At 44.4% G+C, this 23,704-nt stretch carries 17 protein-coding genes; 5 read left to right on the forward strand and 12 right to left on the reverse strand.

What is annotated here, in order from left to right:
- Positions 1 to 86: 86 nt before the first annotated feature.
- Both NQ546_RS02980 and NQ546_RS02985 read right to left on the reverse strand, forming a co-directional pair.
- Positions 87 to 860 carry a radical SAM protein gene (locus NQ546_RS02980; protein ID WP_004291832.1) on the reverse strand — a complete coding sequence of 258 codons (774 nt, stop codon included), beginning with the start codon at positions 858 to 860 and terminating at the stop codon, positions 87 to 89.
- Between the two features lie 83 nt (positions 861 to 943).
- Positions 944 to 2,968, reverse strand: coding sequence for a helix-hairpin-helix domain-containing protein (locus NQ546_RS02985; RefSeq protein ID WP_004291833.1), 2,025 nt, complete (start codon positions 2,966 to 2,968; stop codon positions 944 to 946).
- A 98-nt stretch (positions 2,969 to 3,066) separates the two neighbouring features.
- Here NQ546_RS02985 and NQ546_RS02990 point away from each other — a divergent pair, with 98 nt between their 5' ends.
- Positions 3,067 to 3,699, forward strand: a complete 633-nt coding sequence (locus tag NQ546_RS02990) for a DUF4294 domain-containing protein (RefSeq protein WP_004291834.1) — start codon at positions 3,067 to 3,069, stop codon at positions 3,697 to 3,699.
- A 192-nt stretch (positions 3,700 to 3,891) separates the two neighbouring features.
- Here NQ546_RS02990 and NQ546_RS02995 read toward each other — a convergent pair whose 3' ends face one another.
- Positions 3,892 to 4,422: an RNA methyltransferase gene (locus NQ546_RS02995; protein WP_004291835.1), complete on the reverse strand. Its 531-nt coding sequence runs from the start codon at positions 4,420 to 4,422 to the stop codon at positions 3,892 to 3,894.
- A 401-nt stretch (positions 4,423 to 4,823) separates the two neighbouring features.
- On the opposite strand from NQ546_RS02995, the gene nadA reads away from it, so the two are divergent.
- A complete protein-coding gene (nadA, locus tag NQ546_RS03000; protein WP_004291840.1) occupies positions 4,824 to 5,861 on the forward strand; it encodes a quinolinate synthase NadA in 1,038 nt (345 codons plus the stop codon).
- 429 nt (positions 5,862 to 6,290) lie between these two features.
- Here the strand turns inward: nadA and NQ546_RS03005 are convergent, their stop codons facing one another.
- From NQ546_RS03005 to leuS, 3 genes are read right to left on the reverse strand one after another with little or no spacing between them, the layout of a single operon-like run.
- On the reverse strand, positions 6,291 to 6,869 hold the full coding sequence (locus NQ546_RS03005) for a non-canonical purine NTP diphosphatase (protein ID WP_004291843.1): 579 nt from the start codon (positions 6,867 to 6,869) through the stop codon (positions 6,291 to 6,293).
- Entirely contained in the window at positions 6,866 to 7,768 is a 903-nt protein-coding gene (locus NQ546_RS03010; protein ID WP_004291844.1) for a YitT family protein, read from the reverse strand. The genes NQ546_RS03005 and NQ546_RS03010 overlap by 4 nt, the downstream gene beginning before the upstream one ends.
- 5 nt (positions 7,769 to 7,773) lie before the next feature.
- Complete coding sequence (gene leuS, locus NQ546_RS03015) at positions 7,774 to 10,641, reverse strand: leucine--tRNA ligase (protein ID WP_004291846.1); 2,868 nt, start codon at positions 10,639 to 10,641, stop codon at positions 7,774 to 7,776.
- 574 nt (positions 10,642 to 11,215) lie between these two features.
- Here leuS and NQ546_RS03020 point away from each other — a divergent pair.
- Positions 11,216 to 12,094, forward strand: coding sequence for a DMT family transporter (locus tag NQ546_RS03020; RefSeq protein ID WP_004291852.1), 879 nt, complete (start codon positions 11,216 to 11,218; stop codon positions 12,092 to 12,094).
- Between the two features lie 286 nt (positions 12,095 to 12,380).
- Complete coding sequence (mutS, locus tag NQ546_RS03025; protein WP_004291854.1) at positions 12,381 to 14,996, forward strand: DNA mismatch repair protein MutS; 2,616 nt, start codon at positions 12,381 to 12,383, stop codon at positions 14,994 to 14,996.
- A 99-nt stretch (positions 14,997 to 15,095) separates the two neighbouring features.
- On the opposite strand, the gene lgt is transcribed toward mutS, so the two are convergent.
- The 6 genes from lgt to polA all read right to left on the reverse strand — a co-directional run bounded on the left by lgt (position 15,096) and on the right by polA (position 22,609).
- On the reverse strand, positions 15,096 to 16,013 hold the full coding sequence (lgt, locus tag NQ546_RS03030; protein ID WP_004291856.1) for a prolipoprotein diacylglyceryl transferase: 918 nt from the start codon (positions 16,011 to 16,013) through the stop codon (positions 15,096 to 15,098).
- A 151-nt stretch (positions 16,014 to 16,164) separates the two neighbouring features.
- Positions 16,165 to 17,109: a ketopantoate reductase family protein gene (locus NQ546_RS03035; RefSeq protein ID WP_039953468.1), complete on the reverse strand. Its 945-nt coding sequence runs from the start codon at positions 17,107 to 17,109 to the stop codon at positions 16,165 to 16,167.
- Between the two features lie 71 nt (positions 17,110 to 17,180).
- Complete coding sequence (ychF, locus tag NQ546_RS03040) at positions 17,181 to 18,284, reverse strand: redox-regulated ATPase YchF (protein ID WP_004291861.1); 1,104 nt, start codon at positions 18,282 to 18,284, stop codon at positions 17,181 to 17,183.
- A gap of 55 nt (positions 18,285 to 18,339) precedes the next feature.
- A complete protein-coding gene (locus NQ546_RS03045; RefSeq protein WP_004291864.1) occupies positions 18,340 to 18,966 on the reverse strand; it encodes an HD domain-containing protein in 627 nt (208 codons plus the stop codon).
- 123 nt (positions 18,967 to 19,089) lie between these two features.
- On the reverse strand, positions 19,090 to 19,473 hold the full coding sequence (locus NQ546_RS03050) for a DUF3836 domain-containing protein (protein ID WP_004291866.1): 384 nt from the start codon (positions 19,471 to 19,473) through the stop codon (positions 19,090 to 19,092).
- A 277-nt stretch (positions 19,474 to 19,750) separates the two neighbouring features.
- Positions 19,751 to 22,609 carry a DNA polymerase I gene (gene polA, locus NQ546_RS03055; RefSeq protein ID WP_004291869.1) on the reverse strand — a complete coding sequence of 953 codons (2,859 nt, stop codon included), beginning with the start codon at positions 22,607 to 22,609 and terminating at the stop codon, positions 19,751 to 19,753.
- 86 nt (positions 22,610 to 22,695) lie between these two features.
- Between polA and NQ546_RS03060 the strand changes: the two genes are divergently transcribed.
- Positions 22,696 to 23,670 carry a polyprenyl synthetase family protein gene (locus NQ546_RS03060; RefSeq protein ID WP_004291871.1) on the forward strand — a complete coding sequence of 325 codons (975 nt, stop codon included), beginning with the start codon at positions 22,696 to 22,698 and terminating at the stop codon, positions 23,668 to 23,670.
- Positions 23,671 to 23,704: the final 34 nt, after the last annotated feature.

Below are 23,704 nucleotides of genomic sequence, written 5' to 3' on the forward strand. Positions count from 1 at the left end.
TTTTTTCATAAAAATTACTCTATAAAACGAACTAAGGGGACCGTCCGCGAAGGATAGTCCCCTTTTTAATATTAAAATTATCTTATTCAATAAGAAACGCTCACAGCTATCCCCATTTCCTTTACCAATACTGCAATACGGTCCAATTCCTCATGAGTGGCCTTTTGCAGGTCGTGGTCGGGAGTTTCGCGGTCAATGGTATAAATCATTACCTGTCGGGGAGAAATCTCCTTAACGGCCTCTAACCAAGGCAAAACATACCTATCGGAAGTATTGTCCATATCCTTATCCTGAAAACCGCCCTTCAGGAACATGGTTTGGATAATACAATTACCCTTGAAAGCTTTCATACCGTCAATTATTTCACGAACAGAATAATGTCCTGTCGGACGGTCAAGTTCATGGATATAAGCTTCATCTACCGTATCCAGTTTCAGAATATTGTTATCCACCCTACTCAAGGCTTCGAATACGGCAGGACGGTGAATGAAAGTTGAATTGCTCAATACGCTGACTTTAGCTTCCGGAAAATATTTATCGCGCAAGGCAAGTGTATCCTCTATAATTTCAGGAAAATGCGGATGTGCAGTCGGTTCTCCGTTTCCGGCAAAAGTCAGTACATCGGGAACAGGCCCGTTCTTCTGCATGTCTTGCAAACGGGCTTCCAAAGCAGCACGTACTTCTTCACGTGTGGGAAGCGGCTTCTTAGGACGATGATCGGAATTAAACCCACACTCACAGTAAATGCAGTCGAAAGTACATACCTTACCGTCTTCCGGCAACAGATTAATTCCCAAAGATACTCCCAAACGGCGGGAATGGACAGGACCGAATATGGGAGAGGGATAAATGACAGTCATTTTATTTCTAATTTTTCACCTATTTTCTACGTTTTTCAACGGCAAATATAGAAAATTGCTATAAAAAACGACTTAATTGCTCTTTAAAACTTAATACGAAGCTGCATCTGCAAGTCCGTTTTTTTATTTCCCTCTATCAAATCGTTACCCGAACCGATGGTTGCACGATCCTGATAGACGGTTTGCCCGAACTTAACGAGAAACATAAAAGTTTTGTTCAAGTCATAACGTACATGAGCAGAATAACGAAACCCTCTGCCATAAAAAGAAGGGGTGTAAAATGTATAAAGCAAGCCTTTTTCAGAAGCGTAAATCCGGGAGTCGTAATCGTCCGTATGAAAGTAAGTGCCTTGCACAGATACAGCCAAAGGAAATCCAGAAAATGTATAAGCACAAGACTGGCTACACTGCCAACCTTGTTTTCCCTCGAATTCATACCCTTTCCCATCTTGCTGGCGAAAATGGTTGTAATCGACCGTAGTACGGCACAGAAAACCTTTCGGCATATAAGTAAGCCTGCAACGGAACTTGTGATGATAGACAGGTAAGGTGACTTTCCCGCCTGTTTCCGGCACATCCCTCTCCTTTTGCCTATACCGGTAATTAAAATATACCGATAAGTTTCTACGAGGAGAATAAGTGGCCTGAAACATCCCGTCCATACCTTGTGAAGGTTTGCTGATCCGATATTTCCACCAGGGAAAAGAAAACAAATCCAATGAAGCAAAAAATTTCCAATGTTCCAAAGGAGTTGCCTCTGCTGCCAGATACCAGCCGTTTTCATTCTGCGGCGTACCGCTTTCTCCGAAAGAATGGGAGAAGAAAGAGCAGTAATCATGCGAATAATAACGATGAATTAACAGCAGTTGATAACTTGTTAATAATCTATACTTCAATTGATTTAGCAAAGCATATCCTTGTTTTCCCACTGCTCCCTCTCCTACCCACACCAATTTTCCCAAACGATATTTATAATCCACACCCAGATTATAAAAATTATTTCCATGCAAATTGTATTTTGCATACTTCTTCAAGTCCGGTTCATAAGGATGATTGAAAAAATAATAAATACCTGTCACCCCTATTTTCAGCTTATTCTTTTCATAAGTCAGGTTGCCTCCCGCTAATTGCATGGTAAAAACATCCATTTTATCAGCTTCTTTTTCCGTACGGTGCAGTCCTGTCTTGAAAATAGAAGTGATTTCCCCGTTTTTTACTACACCGTCCATAGAACGGTGCGAATAGAAAACAGAAAGCTCCAAGCAGCGGAGAAGTTCCATTGTAGCGGCTACCCCGCGAAAATAATTATATTCATCCGTAGAACTGTGTTTCCGAATTCCTCCCGTACGGTATTCCGATGTAGACATGGAAAACGTTTTTCCCAATCGGAAGTCCGTACTAAGCACCAGTCCTTGACCAAAACTCAACTTATAATTGCCCAATGCCAATGATTTCAATCTGCCCGAAGTTTTAAGCAGACAATAAAAAGAATAATAATCATATCCTTTTTTATTTTGCAAGGCAAAAAGCGGTTCACCCGCATCCTTCTCTCCCACTATTCCCATCTGCAAATAATCGCCATAACGAAAATCATACTTCAACGAATGATAAACAGCCGGTCCCAAATAGTTTTTATCATATCCCTTACGGGCATACAAAGGTACATCCATACGTGTCAGTATTTCCTGTTTACCATACTTCAATATCTTTTTCAAAGAAGGATAACCTGATTTATTCTCAACAGACTTTACACAGATAAAAGGCAATAATAACTCAATAGTACGTTTATCCATTCCTTCTACCAGTTGTAATTCATAGACAGTCTGCATCTGTCCATGCACATACACATACGCCAAAAGATGTTCTATTTGAAATGCAGTCAGGAAAGGAAATTCTTCTAATTGCCGCTTGGTAGCAACATTGATATTAATCGGTTCCTGCAGACGCCTGGAAAGTTCTTCCAGTTCGTCTTCCCAGTTTCTTTCTTCCCCATCCATGGAAAGCTGTTCCAGATTTTCTTCCCACAGGGATACAGTCGTATTTTGAGCTACAAGCATAGGAGTTATTAACAGCATACTTATAAAAACTCCTACCTTGATTATCGTCATTGATAATGAGCTATTTTCAAATTTATAGACAGCGAAGTTACCTTAAATTAGTTAATTGAACAAGGAAAAACAAAAGCAATGCAACAACATTCCATAGAATGGTGTACTTTTGTGCCATGAACGGGCAGTTTAAAATAGTAATACTCATTGTGTTTCTCTTATCAGGAAGCCTCATTTGCCATGCCCAGCAAACCTCCAAAGAGAATGGAACGAAAAGTGTCTTCCTTACTCCTATGTGCGTTTATGAAGGTGACACCATTCCATACGTCAAACTGCCTACCGTCTACATTTTCAAACCGCTTAAATTCAAGAACAGGCGTGAAATGGCAAAGTACTACAAACTCATCCGCGATGTAAAGAAAGTACTTCCCATTTCCAAAGAAATCAACCGGGCAATTATCGAAACTTATGAATACTTGCAAACCATACCTACCGAAAAAGGACGGCAAAAGCATCTGAAAGCTGTGGAAAAAGGGCTGAAGGAACAGTATACTCCCCGAATGAAAAAACTCTCCTTCTCTCAAGGAAAGCTGTTGATTAAATTAGTGGACAGACAAACCCATTCCACTTCTTATGAATTGGTCAAAGCATTTATGGGACCTTTCAAAGCCGGATTCTATCAAACCTTTGCAGCATTGTTCGGTGCCAGTCTGAAAAAACAATATGATCCTACCGGAGACGATGCACTTACGGAAAGGGTGATTTTAATGGTAGAAAGCGGACAACTTTAATAACCTTCATACACAGTTTTCACCACTTATCCACAACCTGTTAAGAACATAGTTACTAACTGACAAACTAAAAGTCATAAACCACTTATTTACAAACCATTAATTCTGTTAATAACAAAATAAACAATTGTTTATTTCTCTGTCTGAAAACAGGTTGAAAAACAGTATTCCAACCACTTATTAACACCCATGTCATTTCAATTTATTGAATAAATCCCAAATAACAATACCTGCTGTGACCGATACATTCAAAGAATGTTTCGTGCCATATTGTGGAATTTCAATGCAGCCATGAGAATGGTCAATAACTTCTTGTTGAACACCTTTTACTTCATTCCCCATTACTATGGTGTACTTCCTACTTTTATCTAAAGTCAACTCATTCAGCATGATACTGCCTTCGGCTTGTTCTACGGAATAAACCGTATAGCCCTCGTTCTTGAGGTTATCAACAGCTTCGACAGTGTTATTAACATACTTCCAGTCAACAGTAAATTCCGCTCCCAAAGCTGTTTTATGCATTTCAGGATGGGGTGGAGTAGCTGTAATGCCACACAGATAAATACATTCGATGCGAAAAGCGTCCGAAGTACGAAATACGGAACCTATATTATGCAAACTGCGAATATTATCCAATACAACTGTGAGCGGCAGCTTTTCAGCTTCTTTAAATTCCTCTGTACTAATGCGATTAAGTTCGGTTATCTTCAGTTTTCTATTCATAACAATCAATTTTACATCTTTCGGTTTCCCACAAAGAGTATGTCTGCCGGCAAAGATACTTTTTTCCGTTCACATCCCTGTTAATAACCGTTGAAAAGGTGTCAATAGTACAGGGAAAGATTTTTAAAAATAATACTTGCATTATTCAAAGTAACACATATTACATGGGTATAACGAACAAACCAAAAAAGTTAGCCTAAATTTTCAAAGGCTATATAAACACATTTTTAAGCACTCTTTCACTAATAAATCTCTCTAAAGTTATTAACTTTGCGGTTTATCAACAAGGTGTTAATGAAGTGAAGTTATGAGAGAGTAGGGGACTTATTATCAAGCGGTATAACCCTTATTTCATACGTTAATAACCGGAGTATAAAGTTTTACCTCATACTAATAACTTCATGGACAAGAAAAATCGTATTAACTTGTCCACACTATTAACAGCCTATCATCACTATCAAAGGATTTTTAAAGAAAGAAGAGAAATAAAAATTATTATTATGAATAATCTGATAGAAGCTATTAAGCAGCTGAAGAAAGAGAAGAATGCGATCATTCTGGGACACTATTACCAGAAAGGTGAAATACAAGACATAGCCGACTATGTCGGTGACAGTTTGGCTTTGGCGCAATGGGCGGCAAAAACCGAAGCTGACATTATCGTGATGTGCGGTGTTCACTTCATGGGTGAGACAGCGAAGGTGCTTTGTCCCGACAAAAAGGTGTTGGTACCGGATATGGCTGCAGGTTGTTCACTTGCCGACAGTTGTCCGGCTGATAAGTTTGCGCAGTTTGTCAAAGAGCATCCCGGATATACGGTTATATCTTATGTGAATACGACGGCTGCCGTAAAGGCGGTTACCGATGTAGTGGTTACCTCCACCAATGCCAAGCAAATCGTGGAAAGTTTTCCCAAAGATGAAAAAATAATCTTTGGTCCGGATAGGAATCTGGGAAATTATATCAACTCCGTTACCGGCAGGAACATGTTATTATGGGACGGCGCGTGCCATGTACACGAACAGTTCTCGGTTGAAAAGATTGTTGAATTAAAACAGCAACATCCCGGTGCGGTGGTATTGGCGCATCCCGAATGTAAGAGTACGGTTTTGAAACTGGCGGATGTGGTGGGTTCTACGGCTGCTCTTCTGAAATATGCGGTCGGTCATCCCGAAAAGGAATATATCGTTGCTACGGAATCCGGTATCCTGCATGAGATGCAAAAGAAATGTCCGCAGACTAAGTTTATTCCGGCTCCTCCCAATGACAGTACTTGTGCTTGCAATGAATGTAATTTTATGAGATTAAACACATTGGAGAAGCTTTATGATTGCCTGAAAAACGAGTCTCCGGAAATAAAAGTAGATGCGGAAATAGCGGAAAAAGCAGTGAAGCCGATTAAGAAGATGCTGGAAATCTCTGCCAAATTAGGATTATAACCGACTCTGAATCTATTCTCTATATTTACGGTAAGTAACTATACTGACTTATAACAAAGAAGGTGTGTCAAAACTAACATTAATTATCATTTTACTCTGTCATTAGCTTCGCTCAAAACCTCTTCTGCCTTTTTTTATTAAGGTATAGTCAGAGCGGAGCGAAGAATCTACTCTCTGTGTGAGTATGAGTAGGAGAAGAGATGTTTCACTACGTTCTGCATGACAGACTATACATTAGCGTAAGAAATAAAAGATATTTTGAGCGAAACTAATGATAGGCTTGTCAGAGTTTTGACACACCCGCTTATATTTTAACATATTCTATTGCTTGACAAGGATTCACGCTGTAAGGCAATATATAGTTACCTTACGGTAATATATAAAAAAGAGAGAAGTAGACTCTTTGCTGCGTTTCAAATGGCGGAATCATTACTTGGATAGGAAATTGCAAAGTTTATTCGTAGCCAATGCCCGATGGCTGATTTTATTCTTCAGCGTATTTCCCATTTCGGCATATGTTTGCGTGTATCCTTCGGGAATAAAGACAGGATCATATCCAAAGCCGGAGCTGCCGCATCTGTGCTTCGTTATTTCACCTTTTACGATGCCTTCGAACAGATGCTCCTTTCCATTGATGATAAGGGCAAAAACAGTACGGAATTGGGCTTTACGGTTCTCTATTCCTTCCATATCCTGCAATAGTTTCCTCATATTGGCTTCCGAGTTGTGCGCATCGCCGGCATAACGTGCCGAATATACTCCGGGAGCTCCGTTCAGCGCTTCCACTTCAAGTCCGGTATCATCGGCAAAGCAATCCATGTTGTAGTTTTCAAAGATATATCTTGCTTTTAGCAAGGCATTTCCTTCGAGTGTATCTGCCGTTTCGGGAATATCCGCATGACAATGAATGTCTTTCATGCTGAGAAGTTCTATTTTGTCTCCTAAAATAGCGGTAACTTCTTCCAACTTATGGGCATTGTTGGTTGCAAATACAAATTTCTTTTTCATTTTCCTTTCAATTTATCAAAACCTTCTCCATATACGCCTATGACAGAGCTTTGTGAAATAAAAGCATTCGGGTCGATGTCTTTGACCAGACGGAATATTTCAACGGATTGGCGCTTATAGGCCAGCACAACCAGTACTTTTACATTGCGTTTGCTGTACCATCCTATGCCGTCGAGTACCGTCACACCGCGGTGGGTCTCTTTGGTAATGCGGTCGGCAATCTTTTCATAATCCTTGGAAAAGATGAAGAATTGCACCGACTGGCGTGCGCCGTTGACGATATAATCCAGCACGATACCGATGACAAACAGGGTTACGAAACCGAAAATAACCCGTCTCCAGTCATTGAATATGAAGTAACAGGAAGTGATGATGATGACGTCACATGCCATGATCATACGTCCTAAGGTTACATCACGATATTTATGGATGATAGCGGCAATGATATCCGTACCGCCTGTACTTCCGTTACAGTTGAACACTACGCCCAGACCGACGCCGCACATGGCAGCGCCTATCAGGCATGCCATGAAGTCCTGGCCGGGACCCAATACCAGTGGCGGCACTCCGTCGGCTCCGTTCACCAATATCTGGAAGAACCACAGAAGGAAAGTCAGCATAAAGATTGCATAAGTGGTTTTGATGCTGAACTTCGGTCCGAGAATCTTGATGGCGAAGGTCATCAAGACTGCATTAATGATGAAATACGACCATTGGATAGGGAATCCGGTGGAGTAGTAGATGATGGCTCCGATACCTGTGGTACCGCCGGTAGTGATCTGATAGGGGATGAGGAACGCAGCCCATCCCATAGCGTAGGAAATTAGTCCGAAAGTGATGAAGATGTAGTCTTTCAACTCCCTCATCACTTCGGCTTTGGTTGGTTTTGTAATTTGCATATTTGTTATTTAACAACAATATTTACAATCTTCTTGGGCACTACGATGACTTTGACGATGTTTTTCCCGTCTATCCATTTAATGGAACGTTCGTCTGCCAGTACCGTTTCCTGTATGGCTTCCGATGCTGCATCAGCAGGGAATTCCATGTTGAAACGGGCTTTTCCGTTGAATGAAATGGTATAGTTCACCGTATTCTCCACCAGATATTCTTCGTTGTATGCAGGCCATTGTGCATCGCACACCGATCCGGCATTGTCTAATGTTTCCCACAGTTCCTCACATACGTGCGGGGCAAAAGGAGCCAGTGTGACTGTGAGCTGGTTCAATATCTCTTTCTTGCTGCATTTCAGTGCAAACAGTTCGTTGACACAAATCATGAAAGCACTGATACTTGTGTTGTAAGAGAACTGTTCGATGTCTCCTGTGACTTTTTTGATGAGCTTATGCAAAGATTTCAGTTCTTCTTTGTTGGCAGGTTCGTCGGTCACCAGATAATTGCCGTTGCGGTCGTAGAACAGTGACCAGAATTTCTTGATGAAGCGGTGCACGCCGTCTATGCCGTTCGTGTCCCAAGGTTTGGACTGTTCCACCGGACCGAGGAACATCTCGTACATGCGGAGCGTGTCTGCGCCGTATTTCTCTACAATCATGTCCGGATTGACAACGTTGAACATGGACTTGCTCATTTTTTCAACAGCCCAGCCGCAGATGTATTTGCCTTTGCTTGATTTGTCTTCGGTTCCTTCCGGCGATTCAAGTATGAATTCAGCCGTTGCGTATTCGGGACGCCATGCTTTGAAGGCTTCCGTATCGAGGACATCATTGGATACGATGTTGACATCCACATGGAGTGGGGTAGTGTCGTATTGGTCTTTCAGGTTCAGGGATACGAACGTGTTGGTATCTTTGATGCGATACACAAAGTTGCTTCTTCCTTGAATCATGCCTTGGTTCACCAGTTTTTGGAACGGTTCTTCTACGGCGGAAACACCGAGGTCGTGCAGGAACTTGTTCCAGAAACGGGAATAAATCAAGTGGCCGGTGGCATGTTCCGTACCGCCTACGTAGAGGTCGACGTTACGCCAGTATTCATCCACTTTCTTGTCTACCAAGGCAGTATGGTTACGCGGGTCCATATAACGCAGATAGTATGCGCTCGAACCTGCGAATCCCGGCATTGTATTCAGTTCCAGTGGGAAAACGGTTATGTTATCAATCTTGTTGTTGTCCACTACACATTTGTTTGCTGTGTCCCAAGCCCATTTGGCGGCATGTCCCAACGGCGGTTCGCCTGTTTCGGTAGGCAGGAATTTGGCTACTTCGGGAAGTTCCAGGGGCAGACAGCTTTCATCAATCATATAAGGCATACCGTCCTTGTAGTAAACGGGGAACGGTTCACCCCAGTAGCGCTGGCGTGAGAAAATGGCATCGCGCAAGCGGAAGTTCACCTTCACGCGTCCCAAATTATGCTCTTTCACGTATTTTTTAGTAGTAGCGATAGCTTCCTTGATAGTCAGCCCGTTAAGGTTGAGGTCGCAATAAGGCTCTGTATTGGCTTTTGGTGAGTTGCATACGATGCCTTCCTTGGCATCGAAACTTTCTTCGCTGACATCGCAACCTTCCACCAGCGGAACGATGGGTAATCCGAAGTGTTTGGCGAAGGCATAGTCGCGGCTGTCATGTGCCGGTACGGCCATGATGGCTCCCGTTCCGTATCCTGCCAGCACATAGTCGCTGATCCAGATGGGCACTGCTTCGCCCGTAAAAGGATTGACGGCATAGCTTCCGGAAAAGACGCCGCTTACGCTGCGGTCGGAGATGCGCTCGCGTTCGGTGCGTTTCTTGGTGCGTTCCAGATAGGCGTCCACATCGGCTTTTTGTTCCGGGGTGGTCACTTGTGCCACCAGTTCGCTTTCGGGGGCAAGTACCATGAAGGTAACTCCGAACATGGTGTCTGCGCGGGTAGTGAAAATGGTGAATTCCAAATCGCTGTCTTTCACTTTGAATTGAATTTCAGCGCCTTCGCTGCGGCCTATCCAGTTCTTTTGGGTTTCCTTCAGGGAATCGGTCCAGTCGATGGTGTCGAGTCCGTCCAACAAGCGTTGTGCATAGGCGGATACGCGGAGACACCACTGGCGCATCTTTTTCTGGACTACGGGGAAACCGCCGCGTTCCGATACGCCGTCCACCACCTCGTCGTTGGCAAGTACGGTTCCGAGTTGGGGACACCAGTTCACCATTGTTTCACCCAGGTAGGCGATGCGATAGTTCATCAGGGTTTCCTGCTGTTCTTTTTCGCTCATGGCGTTCCACTCTTGGGCGGTGAAACTGAGCTCTTCGCTGCAAGCCACGTCCAGTCCTTCGGTTCCTTTGGTCTCAAAGTGCTCTATCAGTTGGGCGATGGGTTTTGCCGATGCGCAGGAGTTGCAGTAGAAGCTGTTGAACATCTTTTGGAAAGCCCATTGCGTCCAATGGTAGTATTCCGGGTCGCAGGTGCGGATTTCGCGGTTCCAGTCGAAGGAGAAACCTATCTTGTCCAACTGCTCGCGATAGCGGTTGATATTGTTGACGGTGGTGATTGCGGGATGCTGTCCCGTCTGTATGGCATATTGTTCTGCCGGCAGGCCGTAAGCATCGTATCCCATGGGGTTCAGGACATTGAAACCTTGCAGGCGTTTGTAACGGGCATAGATGTCCGAAGCGATGTATCCCAATGGATGTCCCACGTGCAGGCCTGCGCCGCTGGGGTAGGGGAACATGTTCAGTACATAATATTTTTGTTTTGTTTCGTCTTCCGTCACTTGGTAGGTTTTGTTCTCCACCCACCGTTTCTGCCATTTTTTTTCAATCTCTCTGAAATTGTATTCCATAATGGTTTTAATTATATTGTTGAAAACTTGTTGATATACTTACTAAAACTTGTTGATAGTTTGTTTAATTCGGTTTATATCCTGTTAATTAAACGGTGCAAAGTTAAGGGTTTATTTTCAGATTTGTAGCGAAGTAGTGTAAAAAAACAGCATGAATGCTTGACATTCCGCTTTTTATTACTTATATTTGTGATGTGCTTTTAAAACTAATTTTTTGTTTGTAATACAAATAATGGCTAAATTAATTCAATAGGATTTTACAAAGAAGATTTTTTAGGATATTGCAAGGGATGTAATCTGTGAAGATCACATCCCTTTTTTTGTATGTTTCCTGTCGGAGGCGCTTCAATTTGTATGTTTTTCTGATAATGGGCACAACCTCTTTTCAAAAGCCCTGTATAAGGCCTTTGGGGAGATTTACTAAAACTCGGACGGAGATTTACTAAATCTTTCCTTTCATTTTAGTAAATCTCCCCAAAGGTTTCAGTAAATCTTCTTTCGGGTATTATAAAAGCCTGTCTCATTGTATAGAAAAAGGAAAGCATTATCTTTGTGCGTAATTTATAAGCGGTGTATGCATACAACGAAGAACTATATTTATCATCTCATAGCCATTCTTACCGTAGGGATATGGGGACTGACGTTTATTTCTACAAAAGTATTGATAGAGCATGGACTTTCTCCGCAGGAGATATTTTTGCTTCGTTTTCTGATGGCTTATCTGGGAATTTGGTTTATCTCTCCGCGCAAACTGTTTGCCGATAATTGGAAAGATGAACTTTGGTTGCTGTGGGGCGGCGTTACGGGCGGTTCTTTCTACTTCTTTACGGAGAATACGGCATTGGAAATCACACTGGCCACCAATGTGGCTTTTATTGTTTGTACGGCTCCGCTGCTCACCACTATTTTGTCCTTGCTGATCTATAAAAAAGAAAAAGCCACCGCCGGACTGGTGGGCGGTTCCCTGCTGGCGCTGGTGGGGGTGGCGTTGGTGGTCTATAACGGCCATTTCATATTGAAGATTCCACCGCTTGGCGATTTCCTGACTCTTCTTGCCGCCTTCTCCTGGGCGTTCTACAGCCTGATAATGAAAAAAATGTCCGGGCGTTATCGTACGACTTTCATTACCCGCAAGATTTTCTTCTACGGAATACTGACTATTCTTCCCGCTTTTATCCTTCATCCCTGGCAATTTTCTCTTTCCGGACTTTGGCAGCCGGCGGTTTGGATGAACCTTCTTTTTCTGGGTGTACTTGCTTCTCTGGTTTGCTTTGTGGTGTGGAACATCATTTTGAAGCAATTGGGTACGGTGCGGGCTTCCAACTACATTTATTTGAATCCGCTTTTCACGCTGATAGGTTCCGCTGTCCTGCTGGACGAACAGTTCACCGTAATGTCACTCATGGGAGCCATGCTCATATTGGGCGGTGTGTATTGGGCGGGAAAGAGATAAAGGGGAAAGAGGAGACCCATGGGCATAAAAAAAGGAGTACCGCTGTACTCCAACCTTTGTTAACCTTAAATCTAATACTATGAAAAACACATTGCAAAGGTACGGACTTTTTGGAAATCTCCAAATAAAGCAAATAAAAAAGTGTGTTTTATAACATGTTTTAGTAAAATTCCCCACTTTGTTAAGGCTTGCTAAGGATTTAAAGCCCCGTTCTGTGTATTTTCTAAAAAAGGATTATCTTTGTCCTGACTAATCAGATTACATTAAATTCTAAAAAGATACCATTGTGAATGAAGATATTGTCCTTACCCCGATGATGAAGCAGTTCCTTGATTTGAAGGCAAAACATCCTGATGCCGTCATGCTGTTTCGTTGTGGTGACTTCTATGAGACTTATTCCACCGATGCCATTGTAGCTGCCGAGATATTGGGCATTACTTTGACGAAGCGTGCCAATGGCAAAGGGAAAACAATCGAAATGGCGGGATTTCCTCACCATGCGCTCGATACGTATCTGCCCAAACTGATACGTGCGGGTAAACGCGTAGCCATTTGTGACCAGCTGGAAGATCCGAAGCTCACCAAAAAGCTGGTGAAACGCGGCATCACCGAATTGGTGACTCCGGGTGTGTCCATCAACGACAATGTGCTGAACTACCGGGAGAATAACTTCCTTGCCGCCGTTCACTTCGGTAAGGGTGCCTGCGGAGTGTCATTCCTGGATATTTCCACCGGTGAGTTCCTGACAGCGGAAGGACCTTTCGATTACGTCGATAAGTTGTTGAATAATTTTGCCCCGAAAGAAGTGCTTTTTGAGCGTGGCCGCCGGGGAATGTTTGAAGGCAATTTCGGCAGCAAATTCTTTACGTTCGAGTTGGACGACTGGGTGTTTACGGAGACCACCGCCCGCGAGAAACTGCTGAAACACTTCGAAGTCAAGAACCTGAAAGGATTTGGGGTGGAACATCTCAAGAATGGCATCATTGCTTCGGGGGCTGTCTTGCAGTATCTCATTATGACGCAGCATACCCAGATAGGGCACATCACTTCGTTGGCCCGCATAGAGGAAGACAAGTACGTCCGTCTGGATAAGTTTACGGTGCGCAGTCTCGAATTGATGGGCAGCATGAACGACGGCGGCAGCAGTCTGTTGAATGTGATAGACAGGACTATCAGCCCGATGGGAGCCCGTTTGTTGAAGCGCTGGATGGTGTTTCCCCTGAAAGACGTACAGCCCATTAACGAACGGTTGAACGTAGTGGAATACTTCTTCCGCAAACCCGACTTCAAGGAGCTGATCGAAGAACAGCTGCATCTGATAGGAGATTTGGAACGCATCATTTCCAAAGTAGCCGTAGGGCGCGTTTCTCCGCGCGAAGTGGTTGCCCTGAAGGTGGCATTGCAGGCTGTTGAACCTATCAAGGAAGCCTGTATGGATGCAGATAATGCCAGTCTGAACCACATCGGCGAACAACTGAATATCTGCCGGTCCATTCGCGACCGCATTGACAAGGAGGTCAACAACGATCCTCCGTTGCTTATTAATAAAGGCGGCGTGATAAAATCGGGCGTGAATGCCGGGTTGGACGAGTTGCGCCAAATAGCCTATTCCGGCAAGGATTATCTCTTGCAGGTGCAGCAACGTGAAAGTGAACTGACGGGTATTCCCAGTCTGAAGATAGGGTATAATAATGTCTTTGGCTATTATATCGAAGTGCGCAATGTGCACAAGGATAAAGTGCCGCAGGAGTGGATCCGCAAGCAGACCTTGGTCAATGCCGAACGTTACATTACGCAGGAATTGAAAGAGTATGAAGAGAAAATACTCGGCGCTGAGGACAAGATTCTGGTGTTGGAAACGCAACTTTATACGGAGCTGGTGCAGTCTTTGAGCGAATTTATTCCTGCCATTCAGATTAATGCAAATCAGATAGCGCGTCTGGACTGTCTGCTTTCGTTTGCCACCGCCGCCCGCGAAAACAATTATATCCGTCCGGTAATTTCCGACGATGAGGTTTTGGAGATACATCAGGGACGCCATCCGGTCATTGAGAAGCAACTTCCCATAGGCGAGAAATACATAGCCAACGATGTGATGCTGGACAGCAGTACGCAACAGATAATCATCATCACCGGTCCTAATATGGCGGGTAAGTCTGCATTGCTCCGCCAAACCGCCTTGATCACGCTTATGGCGCAGATCGGCAGTTTCGTTCCGGCGGAAAGCGCACACATCGGTCTGGTGGACAAGATATTTACCCGCGTGGGTGCCAGCGACAACATTTCCGTAGGCGAATCTACGTTTATGGTGGAGATGAACGAGGCGGCGGACATCTTGAACAATCTCTCCTCCCGCAGTCTGGTGCTCTTTGATGAGTTGGGGCGCGGCACTTCCACTTACGACGGCATTTCCATTGCATGGGCCATTGTGGAATACATCCACGAACATCCTCGTGCCAAGGCCCGTACGCTGTTTGCCACGCACTATCACGAACTGAATGAAATGGAGAAGTCCTTCAAACGCATCAAGAACTATAATGTGTCGGTGAAGGAAATCGATAATAAAGTCATTTTCCTGCGTAAACTGGAACGGGGTGGCAGCGAACACTCTTTCGGTATTCATGTGGCTAAAATGGCGGGTATGCCCAAAAGTATCGTGAAACGTGCCGCTGACATTTTGAAGCAACTTGAGACGGACAACCGTCAACAGGGTGTATCAAGCAAACCTATGGCCGAAGTGGGAGAGATGCGTGGCGGCATGCAGCTCAGCTTCTTCCAGCTTGATGACCCGATACTGTGCCAAATACGTGATGAGATACTGAATCTGGACGTAAATAACCTGACGCCGCTTGAAGCGTTGAACAAGCTGAATGACATCAAGCGGATAGTAAAAGGGAAGTAGCCTGTGTGGTATGGATTTAGCGGCAAGGCATGAAACCTTCAGTTTCCTTGGATGGACTGCCGGTTTCATGCCTTGAAGTTTTTTTATTGCCGGAGGATATTATTTTCCTGCCGTTTTCTTGCCGTAGAAACACATGAAGTAAATTCCGATAAGTATGAACGGAACACTGAGCCATTGCCCCATATTCAGCGCCATTGTCTTTTCAAAATCCACTTGGTCTTCTTTCAGGAACTCGATGAAGAAGCGGAAGACGAATATCTCCGTCAGGCAGAGACCGAAGAAGAAGCCGCGATGATAGGGTAGGGAGGCTACTGCTTGCACTGCGGTGGACTTTGCCTTGGTGGTGCTGAAGTCTGTTTCAAGTTTGCTTTCCTGCTTCTTCTGTCCGCGTTTGTACAGGTAGACCATGCCCAGGAAGAAGATAAAATAAGCTATTGCTTCGTAGAGCTGTGCCGGATGGCGGGGCAGCATATCTACGCGTTCGAATACAAATGCCCAGGGGACATTGGTCGGCATACCGATTATTTCGGAGTTCATCAGGTTGGCAAGGCGGATGCAGCAGGCGGTGATAGGAGTGGCAACGGCTATCATGTCCAGTACGTCCATATAGTGCATCTTTGTCTTGCGGCAGTACATCCAGAGGGAGATAATCAATCCCAGCGTGCCGCCATGACTGGCAAGCCCTTCGTATCCCGTCCATTTCCAACCGCCGTCCGGCAGGAACTTTACGGGGAGTATCATTTCCCAGAAGTGGTTCAGGTAATAGTCCGGCTGATAGAACAGGCAGTGTCCTAATCTCGCCCCTATCAGGATGCCGAAGAAGCAATAAAAGAACAGCGGTTCGAACGTCTTTTCGTCGATTTTCCGGTCATGGTACTGACGGTGTACTATCGCATAGGCAAGAGCAATACCGACAACCCATAACAGGCCGTAATAACGGATTGGAATACTTCCGAAAAGGTTGAACAGCTCCGGATCAGGATTCCAGTTGATAGAGAGGAGAGTTGGTATATTCATAAGTAATTAAAATTAGTTTATGTCATTGGGTGTCGTCGTTCGGAGCGTAGCAAAGAATCTGCTCTTTTTGTGTATGTGTGGCAAGGAAAAGATTTTGCACCACGTTCTGAATGACAAAGATAATATAAGATAATTGGACAAAGGTATAAAATTATTTGAATTTCTCTGCTACCATTCTGTATGTAGGAATCTCAATTCCCTGTTCTTCGGCTGCCGTAATCATATCGAACAGTAATCCCTGCACTTCGCTTTGATGTCCTTTTGCCATATCTTTTTGCATGGAAGCGGTACTTTCGGGAGCCAGTTTGTCGATTACTTTGAGATTATATTCCACCATATCTTCCTTGAACTCAATGCCCAGCTTTTGTCCCAATGCAGCGCTTTCCTGCGAAAGTCCGATAAAGGTGTCGCGTATCCTGCCGGGTTTTTGCACTTCACCCATGGGCACGTCATAGTAAGCGCCTGTTACTGCCATGGCCGAAATGAAAGACCATTTTACGAAAGTATCCCGGTTGATGTCGGGAGATATCTCAGCTTTGATGCCGCTTTCCTGCAAGTCATGTTGTACGGCTTCCAATGTTTCACGAGGAACAATCGTGTTTTTGTGTGCTCCGTAGACCAGGCGGAATATCTTTCCCATCTGTGTGATCTCTCCTTTGCCGGAAACAAATCCTACGATGTAGATGCAACCGTCCAATACCGTTACACCGGGAACCAGCCGTTGGATGCGGGGACCGGTTCCGTAGACATTGAGAATGGGGATGACCACCGTATCTTTATGTGCGGCGCATTTGATTAATTCTGTAATGGAGTCTACGGAATAGCCCTTGACGCATACAAAGATAACATCTGCCTTGAAGTGGGCTGATGAGGAAGCGAGGGCTGTGTATTCTTCTGTGGTATAAGCGGGTATCTTCAGTGTATGTTCACCTTTCAAGTCGGAGTGTAACCGCAAACCATGCTCATGTATAGCGGCAAGATGCTCGCCGCGTGCGATGCAAGTAACGTTCTTTCCTGCCAATGCAAGGAAAGCGGCAATGCTTCCGCCTACTCCGCCTGTGCCTGCAATGAGGTATTTCAGATTACTGTTTGTCATTTGTAGCATATTGATGTGATTATAAAAAATGAGCTGCCAGGAATCTCCGGACAGCTCACAATGGATGTTTTTTATACGTTGAAGCGGAAGTGCATGATGTCTCCGTCCTGCACTACGTATTCCTTGCCTTCCACGCCCAGTTTTCCGGCTTCGCGTACGGCGGCTTCGCTGCCATACTTGATGTAGTCTTCGTATTTGATGACTTCGGCGCGGATGAAACCTTTCTCAAAGTCTGTATGGATGACACCGGCGCATTGCGGAGCTTTCCAGCCTTTACGGTAGGTCCATGCCTTTACTTCCATTTCGCCGGCGGTGATGAAGGTTTCAAGGTTCAGCAGGCTATAAATGGCTTTAATCAGTCGGTTGCAGCCACTTTCTTTCAGGCCGAGGTCTTCGAGGAACATTTGTTTCTCTTCGTAAGTTTCCAGTTCGGCAATGTCGGCTTCGGTCTGGGCGGAGATTATGATGAGTTGGGCATCTTCACCCTGAATGGCCTGACGTACTTGCTCCACATACTGATTGCCGCTTGCGGCGCTTGTATCGTCCACGTTGCAGACGTAAAGTACTGGTTTGGTGGTAAGCAGGAACATCTGTTTGGCGCATTGCTCCTCATCATCGTTTTGCGGTATTACGGTGCGGGCGCTCTGTCCCTGTTCCAGTGCATCTTTGTAACGGAGCAGGAGTTCGTATTCCACTTTTGCCAATTTGTCGCCACCTACTTTTGCTATTTTTTCCACGCGCTTGATGCGGTTTTCTACTGTATCGAGGTCTTTGAGCTGGAGTTCGGTATCAATGATTTCCTTGTCGCGTACAGGATCCACGCTTCCGTCCACGTGAACGATATTGCCATTATCGAAACAACGCAACACATGAATAATGGCGTCGCACTCGCGGATGTTGCCTAAGAACTGATTACCCAATCCTTCACCTTTGCTGGCGCCTTTCACCAGTCCGGCAATATCGACAATGTCGCATACGGCGGGCACGATACGCCCCGGATGAACGATTTCGGCAAGTTTGGTCAGTCGTTCGTCGGGTACGGACACTTGGCCCATTTGAGCGTCGATAGTACAAAAAGGAAAGTTTGCCGCCTGTGCTTTTGCGCTGGACAGACAGTTGAAAAGAGTGGATTTCCCCACGTTGGGCAGTCCCACTATACCTGCTTTTAATGCCATAAGTATATCTTGTTTTTTAATTATTATTCAGCTAATTGGCTGCAAAGATAGTCTTTTATCTTTTCTCTTCTTCGAACATTTGGTGAAAAATGCTTCTTAGACGCACTTCATCCGCTATAATGGCCTGCAACTCTTTCAACTGCCGGGCGTTCTTTGAGTGGGGAAACCAAAGTTTCAGATAGCCGCCGGGAGCATACTTTTCCATCAGATGATCGTAGAAACGTTGGTAGTGCCATGTTTCGTCGGCTGCAGGGTTTTGCTTTAGCCCGTATTGTACGGTACGGCGCAACGTGGTGTCCGGATCTATGATACGGTCGGCTTCGGCTACGATTTTGCCATAGATACTGCGTGGTTCATGGTCGGTGGAGGCCCGGTGGTCTTCTACGGCCTCACGCATAATTTCTATTTCTTCTTTGCCGAACCATTGCAGGAGGTTGGCATCCTCCGCTATGATTTCTCCTGAAACAAGGTGATGTGTGGCGCGGTCCCGGCAAAGTCCTGTATCATGATAGGCCGCTATGGTATATGCGAGGCGTTCGTCTGCTTCAGGATAAAGTTTGGCAAGGGCGAGGCTTTCTTCAATGACTGCCTGCACATGCGAAAGGTTATGTGCCTTGTCAAATTGCTCGTACCGGGGGATAATCTCTGTCTCAATGTAGAGGATAAGTGCCTGGGGTATCATGTTTCATATTCTTTATTGAAAGACAAAAATACAAAAAGAGCCGGATACATTGCGTATCTTGGCTCTTTAGTTTATAGAAAGGTTTTGGGTTGTAAAGTATCTTTAAGAGAGAATGGATGTATTTTACATGTTAGGGTTATCCATTGTAATAGTCATTTCAGGAATGAGGACGTATGTGCCTTTTTTATTGTTCCACTTATAATAGGTAGTGGTAACCGACTTTCCTTGATAAGCGTAGCGGATGCACATGTCGTTGGCCCATGTATTCTTGACAGCGTTCCATTTCATGGCTTCGCTTTCTGTCATACGGTTTTGGTCATCATACTTATAATTGTACTTCATATAGTTGGCAAGTGTACTGCCGTCCATTTTGTAAACAGTTTCAGCGACCTTCATACCATTTACTTCTTCCGAATTGTAAATGAGGTTACTTTTATTGTCTGCTGATACATTCATTCCACATACAAAAAGAAAAGAGAACAGAATCAAAGTTTTTAAAGTTTTCATGGTTTTATGTTTTTAGAGTTATACTTACTATTTTCTATCAATATGTCATTGATTACGCTGCAAATGTACGCAATAAATTGACATAAATATAATAATCGGGATTTATTTTATCAATATGTCAGAATATGTACAGGAAATATACTTTCTTTTTGGAAAGATTAATGAATAAAAAATATCCGGCAGTGAAGATGCCGGATATTCTGATGAGCAAACTGTATTTTAAAGCAATCACTTCTGTTGCTTTCTGATTGTAAGTTAAATAAAGTTATAGACCGGATTAGTGTGCTTCCAACCAGTTTTTCCCCCAGCCAAAATCAGCTTTTAAGGGTACCAGCATGCGATATGCCCGTTCCATTTCTTCGATTACAATTTTTTGTATAATCTCTTTTTCTGCCTCAGGAACACTGAAATTTAGTTCGTCATGGACCTGTAAAATCATCTTTGCTTTCAGATTGTTACTTTGAATGCGTTGATAGATGAGCGACATGGCTACTTTGATGATATCGGCAGCACTTCCCTGAATAGGGGCGTTGATTGCATTACGCTCTGCATAACCGCGTACTACGGCGTTTCGGGAGTTGATGTCCGGCAGGAAGCGCTTGCGGTGGAAGATGGTTTCCACATATCCGTTTTCGCGTGCCACCTGAATGCTTTTGTCCATATATTCCTTGATTTGCGGATAGGTTTCAAAATATCCGTCTATCAGTTCTTTGGCTTCCTGACGGGAAACATTCATACGTTCTGCCAGCCCGAAGACAGAGATACCGTATATAATACCAAAATTGGCGGTTTTAGCCTTACGGCGCATATCGGTGGTTACTTCGCTGATATCCACCTTGTATATTTTGGCAGCGGTGGCCGCATGGATGTCATATCCGCTGAGGAAAGCGTCAATCATATTTCTGTCCTGACTCAGATGTGCCATAATACGCAGTTCAATCTGTGAGTAGTCGGCGGAGAAGAACTCGCACCCGTCATCAGGAATAAAGGCTTTACGGATTTCCTTACCGTCTTCATCGCGAATGGGGATGTTCTGCAAGTTAGGATTGCTGGAACTGAGCCGGCCGGTGGCGGTTACTGCCTGGTTGAAAGAGGTATGGATGCGGCCTGTACGCGGATTTATCAGTTGGGGCAATGCATCGATATAGGTGCTCAACAGTTTCTTCAGCCCGCGGTATTCGAGTATCTTGCCAATGATTGCATGTTTGTTGCGCAGACTTTCGAGTACTTCTTCCGAGGTAACATACTGGCCGGTTTTGGTCTTTTTGGCTTTTTCTACGATTTTGAGTTTGTCGAACAGCACTTCACCTACTTGCTTGGGAGAGGCGATGTTGAAAGTTTCACCATTTGCCAGTGCATAGATTTCTTTTTCGATTTCCTGCAGGCGGAGAGTGAAATGTTCGGACGATTGCTTGAGAGCTTCTGTATCGATGCGTACTCCGTTGCTTTCAATGTTGACAAGTACCGGTACGAGTGGCATTTCAATCTCATAAAAGAGATGTTCGGCAGATTGCTTTTTCAGTTCCTTTTCAAGTACGTTCTTCAACTTTAGAGTGACGTCCGCATCTTCGCAAGCGTAGCGGTACACGTCTTCCGGTGGAAGGTCACGCATGCTTTTCTGGTTCTTTCCTCTGCTTCCGATGAGTTCATCTATGTGGATTGTCCGATAGCGCAGGTAGATTTCGGCAAGGTAGTCCATGTTGTGACGGAGTTCCGGTTGCAATACGTAATGGGCGAGCATGGTGTCGAAAAGTTTTCCCTTCACCTGCACTCCGTAGTTTTGAAGGACAATCATGTCGTATTTGATGTTTTGTCCCACCTTCATGGAATTTTCATTTTCATAAAGCGGGCGGAATTCATTTACGATTTTTAATGCTTCGTCACGATTTGCCGGAACAGGGACGTAATAAGCCCGGTTTTCGGCATTACTGAAACTCATTCCTACCAGTTCTGCCTCCATTGGTTCGGTTCCGGTAGTTTCAGTATCTATTGAGAGAATTTCTGTTGTAAGTAACTTTTGAATAATTTCGCTTCTTTTTTCTTCTGTATCAATGAGTTGATAGTCTACATCAAGCATTTCTAAGTGCGTGAGATTTGAATTTTCCGCGTTGTCTGTGCCGTTGTCTGCAAAATTTGCAAACAAATCGCCTTGAACAGGACCGTTGTTTTCAGGAGTTGGACTATCGACTGGACGAGCAAACAAGGTTCCGGCATAAAGGTCGGGTGAAACGGAGTTGGAAGAAGAGGAGAGGGGAGCACCTGATTTTTTCAGAACGCGGTCAATGAGAGTGCGAAACTCCAGTTCCTCGAAAATCTTGCGAAGCTTCTCTTCATCAGGTTCTTCGCGAACGAGTGTTGTCATGTCGAGCTTAATGGGTACATCGACTTTAATGGTTGCAAGGAATTTGGAGAAAGTAATCATTTCCCGGTTGGCTTCCACTTTGGTCTTCAGTGCGCCTTTCAGTTGATCGGTGTGGGCAAGCAGGTTTTCGATGCTGCCAAATTCCGCAACTAACTTCTGTGCGGTTTTCTCTCCCACACCCGGACAGCCGGGAATGTTATCGGAAGAGTCGCCCATCAATCCCAACATATCGATGACCTGCTCTGTGGAGCGGATATTGAATTTGGCTTTTATCTCATCGATGCCCATGACCTCGAATCCGCCGCTGTGTTTGGGACGATACATGAATACATTGTCCGATACCAACTGCCCATAGTCTTTATCGGGAGTCATCATATAGGTGATGATACCTTGTCTTCCGGCTTCTGTGGCAAGTGTACCTATCACATCATCGGCTTCGTAACCGGAGACTTCCAGAATAGGAATACGGTAGGCGCGGATGATATCTTTTATAATAGGTACGGAGAGACGGATGGCTTCGGGAGTTTCTTCCCGCTGCGCTTTATATTGTTCATAAGCCTCGTGGCGGAATGTTGGTCCTGAAGGATCGAAAGCTACCCCTATGTGCGTAGGATTTTCTTTTTTCAGCACTTCTTCGAGAGTGTTTACAAATCCCAAAATGGCAGAAGTGTTGAATCCTTTGGAGTTGATTCGCGGATTTTTGATAAATGCATAATAAGAACGGTATATCAATGCATAAGCGTCAAGCAAGAAAAGTTTATCGGTTGAATTCATAGATTTATCCTTTTTTTCATGGTAAAAGTACAAAAAAATACCGTATTAACTGTTTTATTACTATTTTTGTGCTCAAATAGCGATGTATGGACAGTATATCCCTCATAAAATCCCCGATTTCTGCGGAGTTGGAAGACTTCAAAAAGCATTTTGATACTTGCCTTTCCAGTTCTAATCTTTTGCTGAATAGCGTGATTGCGCATATCCGACAGAAGAATGGGAAGATGATGCGCCCGATTCTGGTTCTGCTTGCTGCAAAGTTGTACAATGAGGTTCGTCCGGCAACACTGCATGCTGCGGTTGCTCTGGAGCTTCTGCACACAGCGAGCTTGGTGCACGATGATGTGGTGGATGAGAGTACCGAACGCCGGGGGCAGCTTTCTGTGAATGCTATCTTTAATAATAAGGTAGCGGTTCTTACGGGTGATTATTTGTTGGCAACGGCTTTGGTGGAAGTGGGGATGACGCGTAATTACGCTATAATTGATCTCGTTTCAAATTTAGGGCAGGATTTGGCAGAAGGGGAGTTGTTGCAACTTTCCAATGTCAGTAACCCTGAATATTCCGAAGAGGTCTATTTTGATGTCATCCGCAAGAAGACAGCCGTATTGTTTGCCGCGTGCATGAAAGCAGGTGCGCTTTCGGTGGGTGTTGACGATGAAAAGGCGGAATATGCGCGTTTGTTTGGTGAGTATATCGGTCTTTGTTTTCAGATTAAAGACGATATATTCGATTATTATGAGAACAAAGAAATCGGTAAACCTACCGGAAATGATATGCTGGAAGGAAAGCTGACATTGCCTGCGCTTTATGTACTCAATTCAACGCAGGACAAGCCGGCGCAGGAGATTGCTGTAAAGGTTAAGAACGGAACGGCGACTGCTGATGAAATAGCCCGATTGATCGAATTTACCAAAGAGCATGGCGGCATTGAGTATGCCACGAAAGTTATGGTGGACTTTAAAGAAAAGGCGCTTTCATTGTTGGCTGCCATGGAAGATACGGATGTTAAGAGAGCGCTTATTTCCTATCTTGATTATGTGATAGAGCGTGAGAAATAATAAAATGATTTATATATGCAGACAGCCTGACAAG

Source organism: Bacteroides eggerthii (assembly GCF_025146565.1).
Taxonomy (GTDB): Bacteria; Bacteroidota; Bacteroidia; order Bacteroidales; family Bacteroidaceae; genus Bacteroides; species Bacteroides eggerthii.

Coding starts and splice junctions, on each gene's coding strand:
- NQ546_RS02980 (WP_004291832.1), bottom strand. CDS start 860: ATGACTGTCATTTATCCCTCTCCCATATTCGGTCCTGTCCATTCCCGC.
- NQ546_RS02985 (WP_004291833.1), bottom strand. CDS start 2,968: ATGACGATAATCAAGGTAGGAGTTTTTATAAGTATGCTGTTAATAACT.
- NQ546_RS02990 (WP_004291834.1), top strand. CDS start 3,067: ATGGTGTACTTTTGTGCCATGAACGGGCAGTTTAAAATAGTAATACTC.
- NQ546_RS02995 (WP_004291835.1), bottom strand. CDS start 4,422: ATGAATAGAAAACTGAAGATAACCGAACTTAATCGCATTAGTACAGAG.
- nadA (WP_004291840.1), top strand. CDS start 4,824: ATGGACAAGAAAAATCGTATTAACTTGTCCACACTATTAACAGCCTAT.
- NQ546_RS03005 (WP_004291843.1), bottom strand. CDS start 6,869: ATGAAAAAGAAATTTGTATTTGCAACCAACAATGCCCATAAGTTGGAA.
- NQ546_RS03010 (WP_004291844.1), bottom strand. CDS start 7,768: ATGCAAATTACAAAACCAACCAAAGCCGAAGTGATGAGGGAGTTGAAA.
- leuS (WP_004291846.1), bottom strand. CDS start 10,641: ATGGAATACAATTTCAGAGAGATTGAAAAAAAATGGCAGAAACGGTGG.
- NQ546_RS03020 (WP_004291852.1), top strand. CDS start 11,216: ATGCATACAACGAAGAACTATATTTATCATCTCATAGCCATTCTTACC.
- lgt (WP_004291856.1), bottom strand. CDS start 16,013: ATGAATATACCAACTCTCCTCTCTATCAACTGGAATCCTGATCCGGAG.
- NQ546_RS03035 (WP_039953468.1), bottom strand. CDS start 17,109: ATGACAAACAGTAATCTGAAATACCTCATTGCAGGCACAGGCGGAGTA.
- ychF (WP_004291861.1), bottom strand. CDS start 18,284: ATGGCATTAAAAGCAGGTATAGTGGGACTGCCCAACGTGGGGAAATCC.
- NQ546_RS03045 (WP_004291864.1), bottom strand. CDS start 18,966: ATGATACCCCAGGCACTTATCCTCTACATTGAGACAGAGATTATCCCC.
- NQ546_RS03050 (WP_004291866.1), bottom strand. CDS start 19,473: ATGAAAACTTTAAAAACTTTGATTCTGTTCTCTTTTCTTTTTGTATGT.
- polA (WP_004291869.1), bottom strand. CDS start 22,609: ATGAATTCAACCGATAAACTTTTCTTGCTTGACGCTTATGCATTGATA.
- NQ546_RS03060 (WP_004291871.1), top strand. CDS start 22,696: ATGGACAGTATATCCCTCATAAAATCCCCGATTTCTGCGGAGTTGGAA.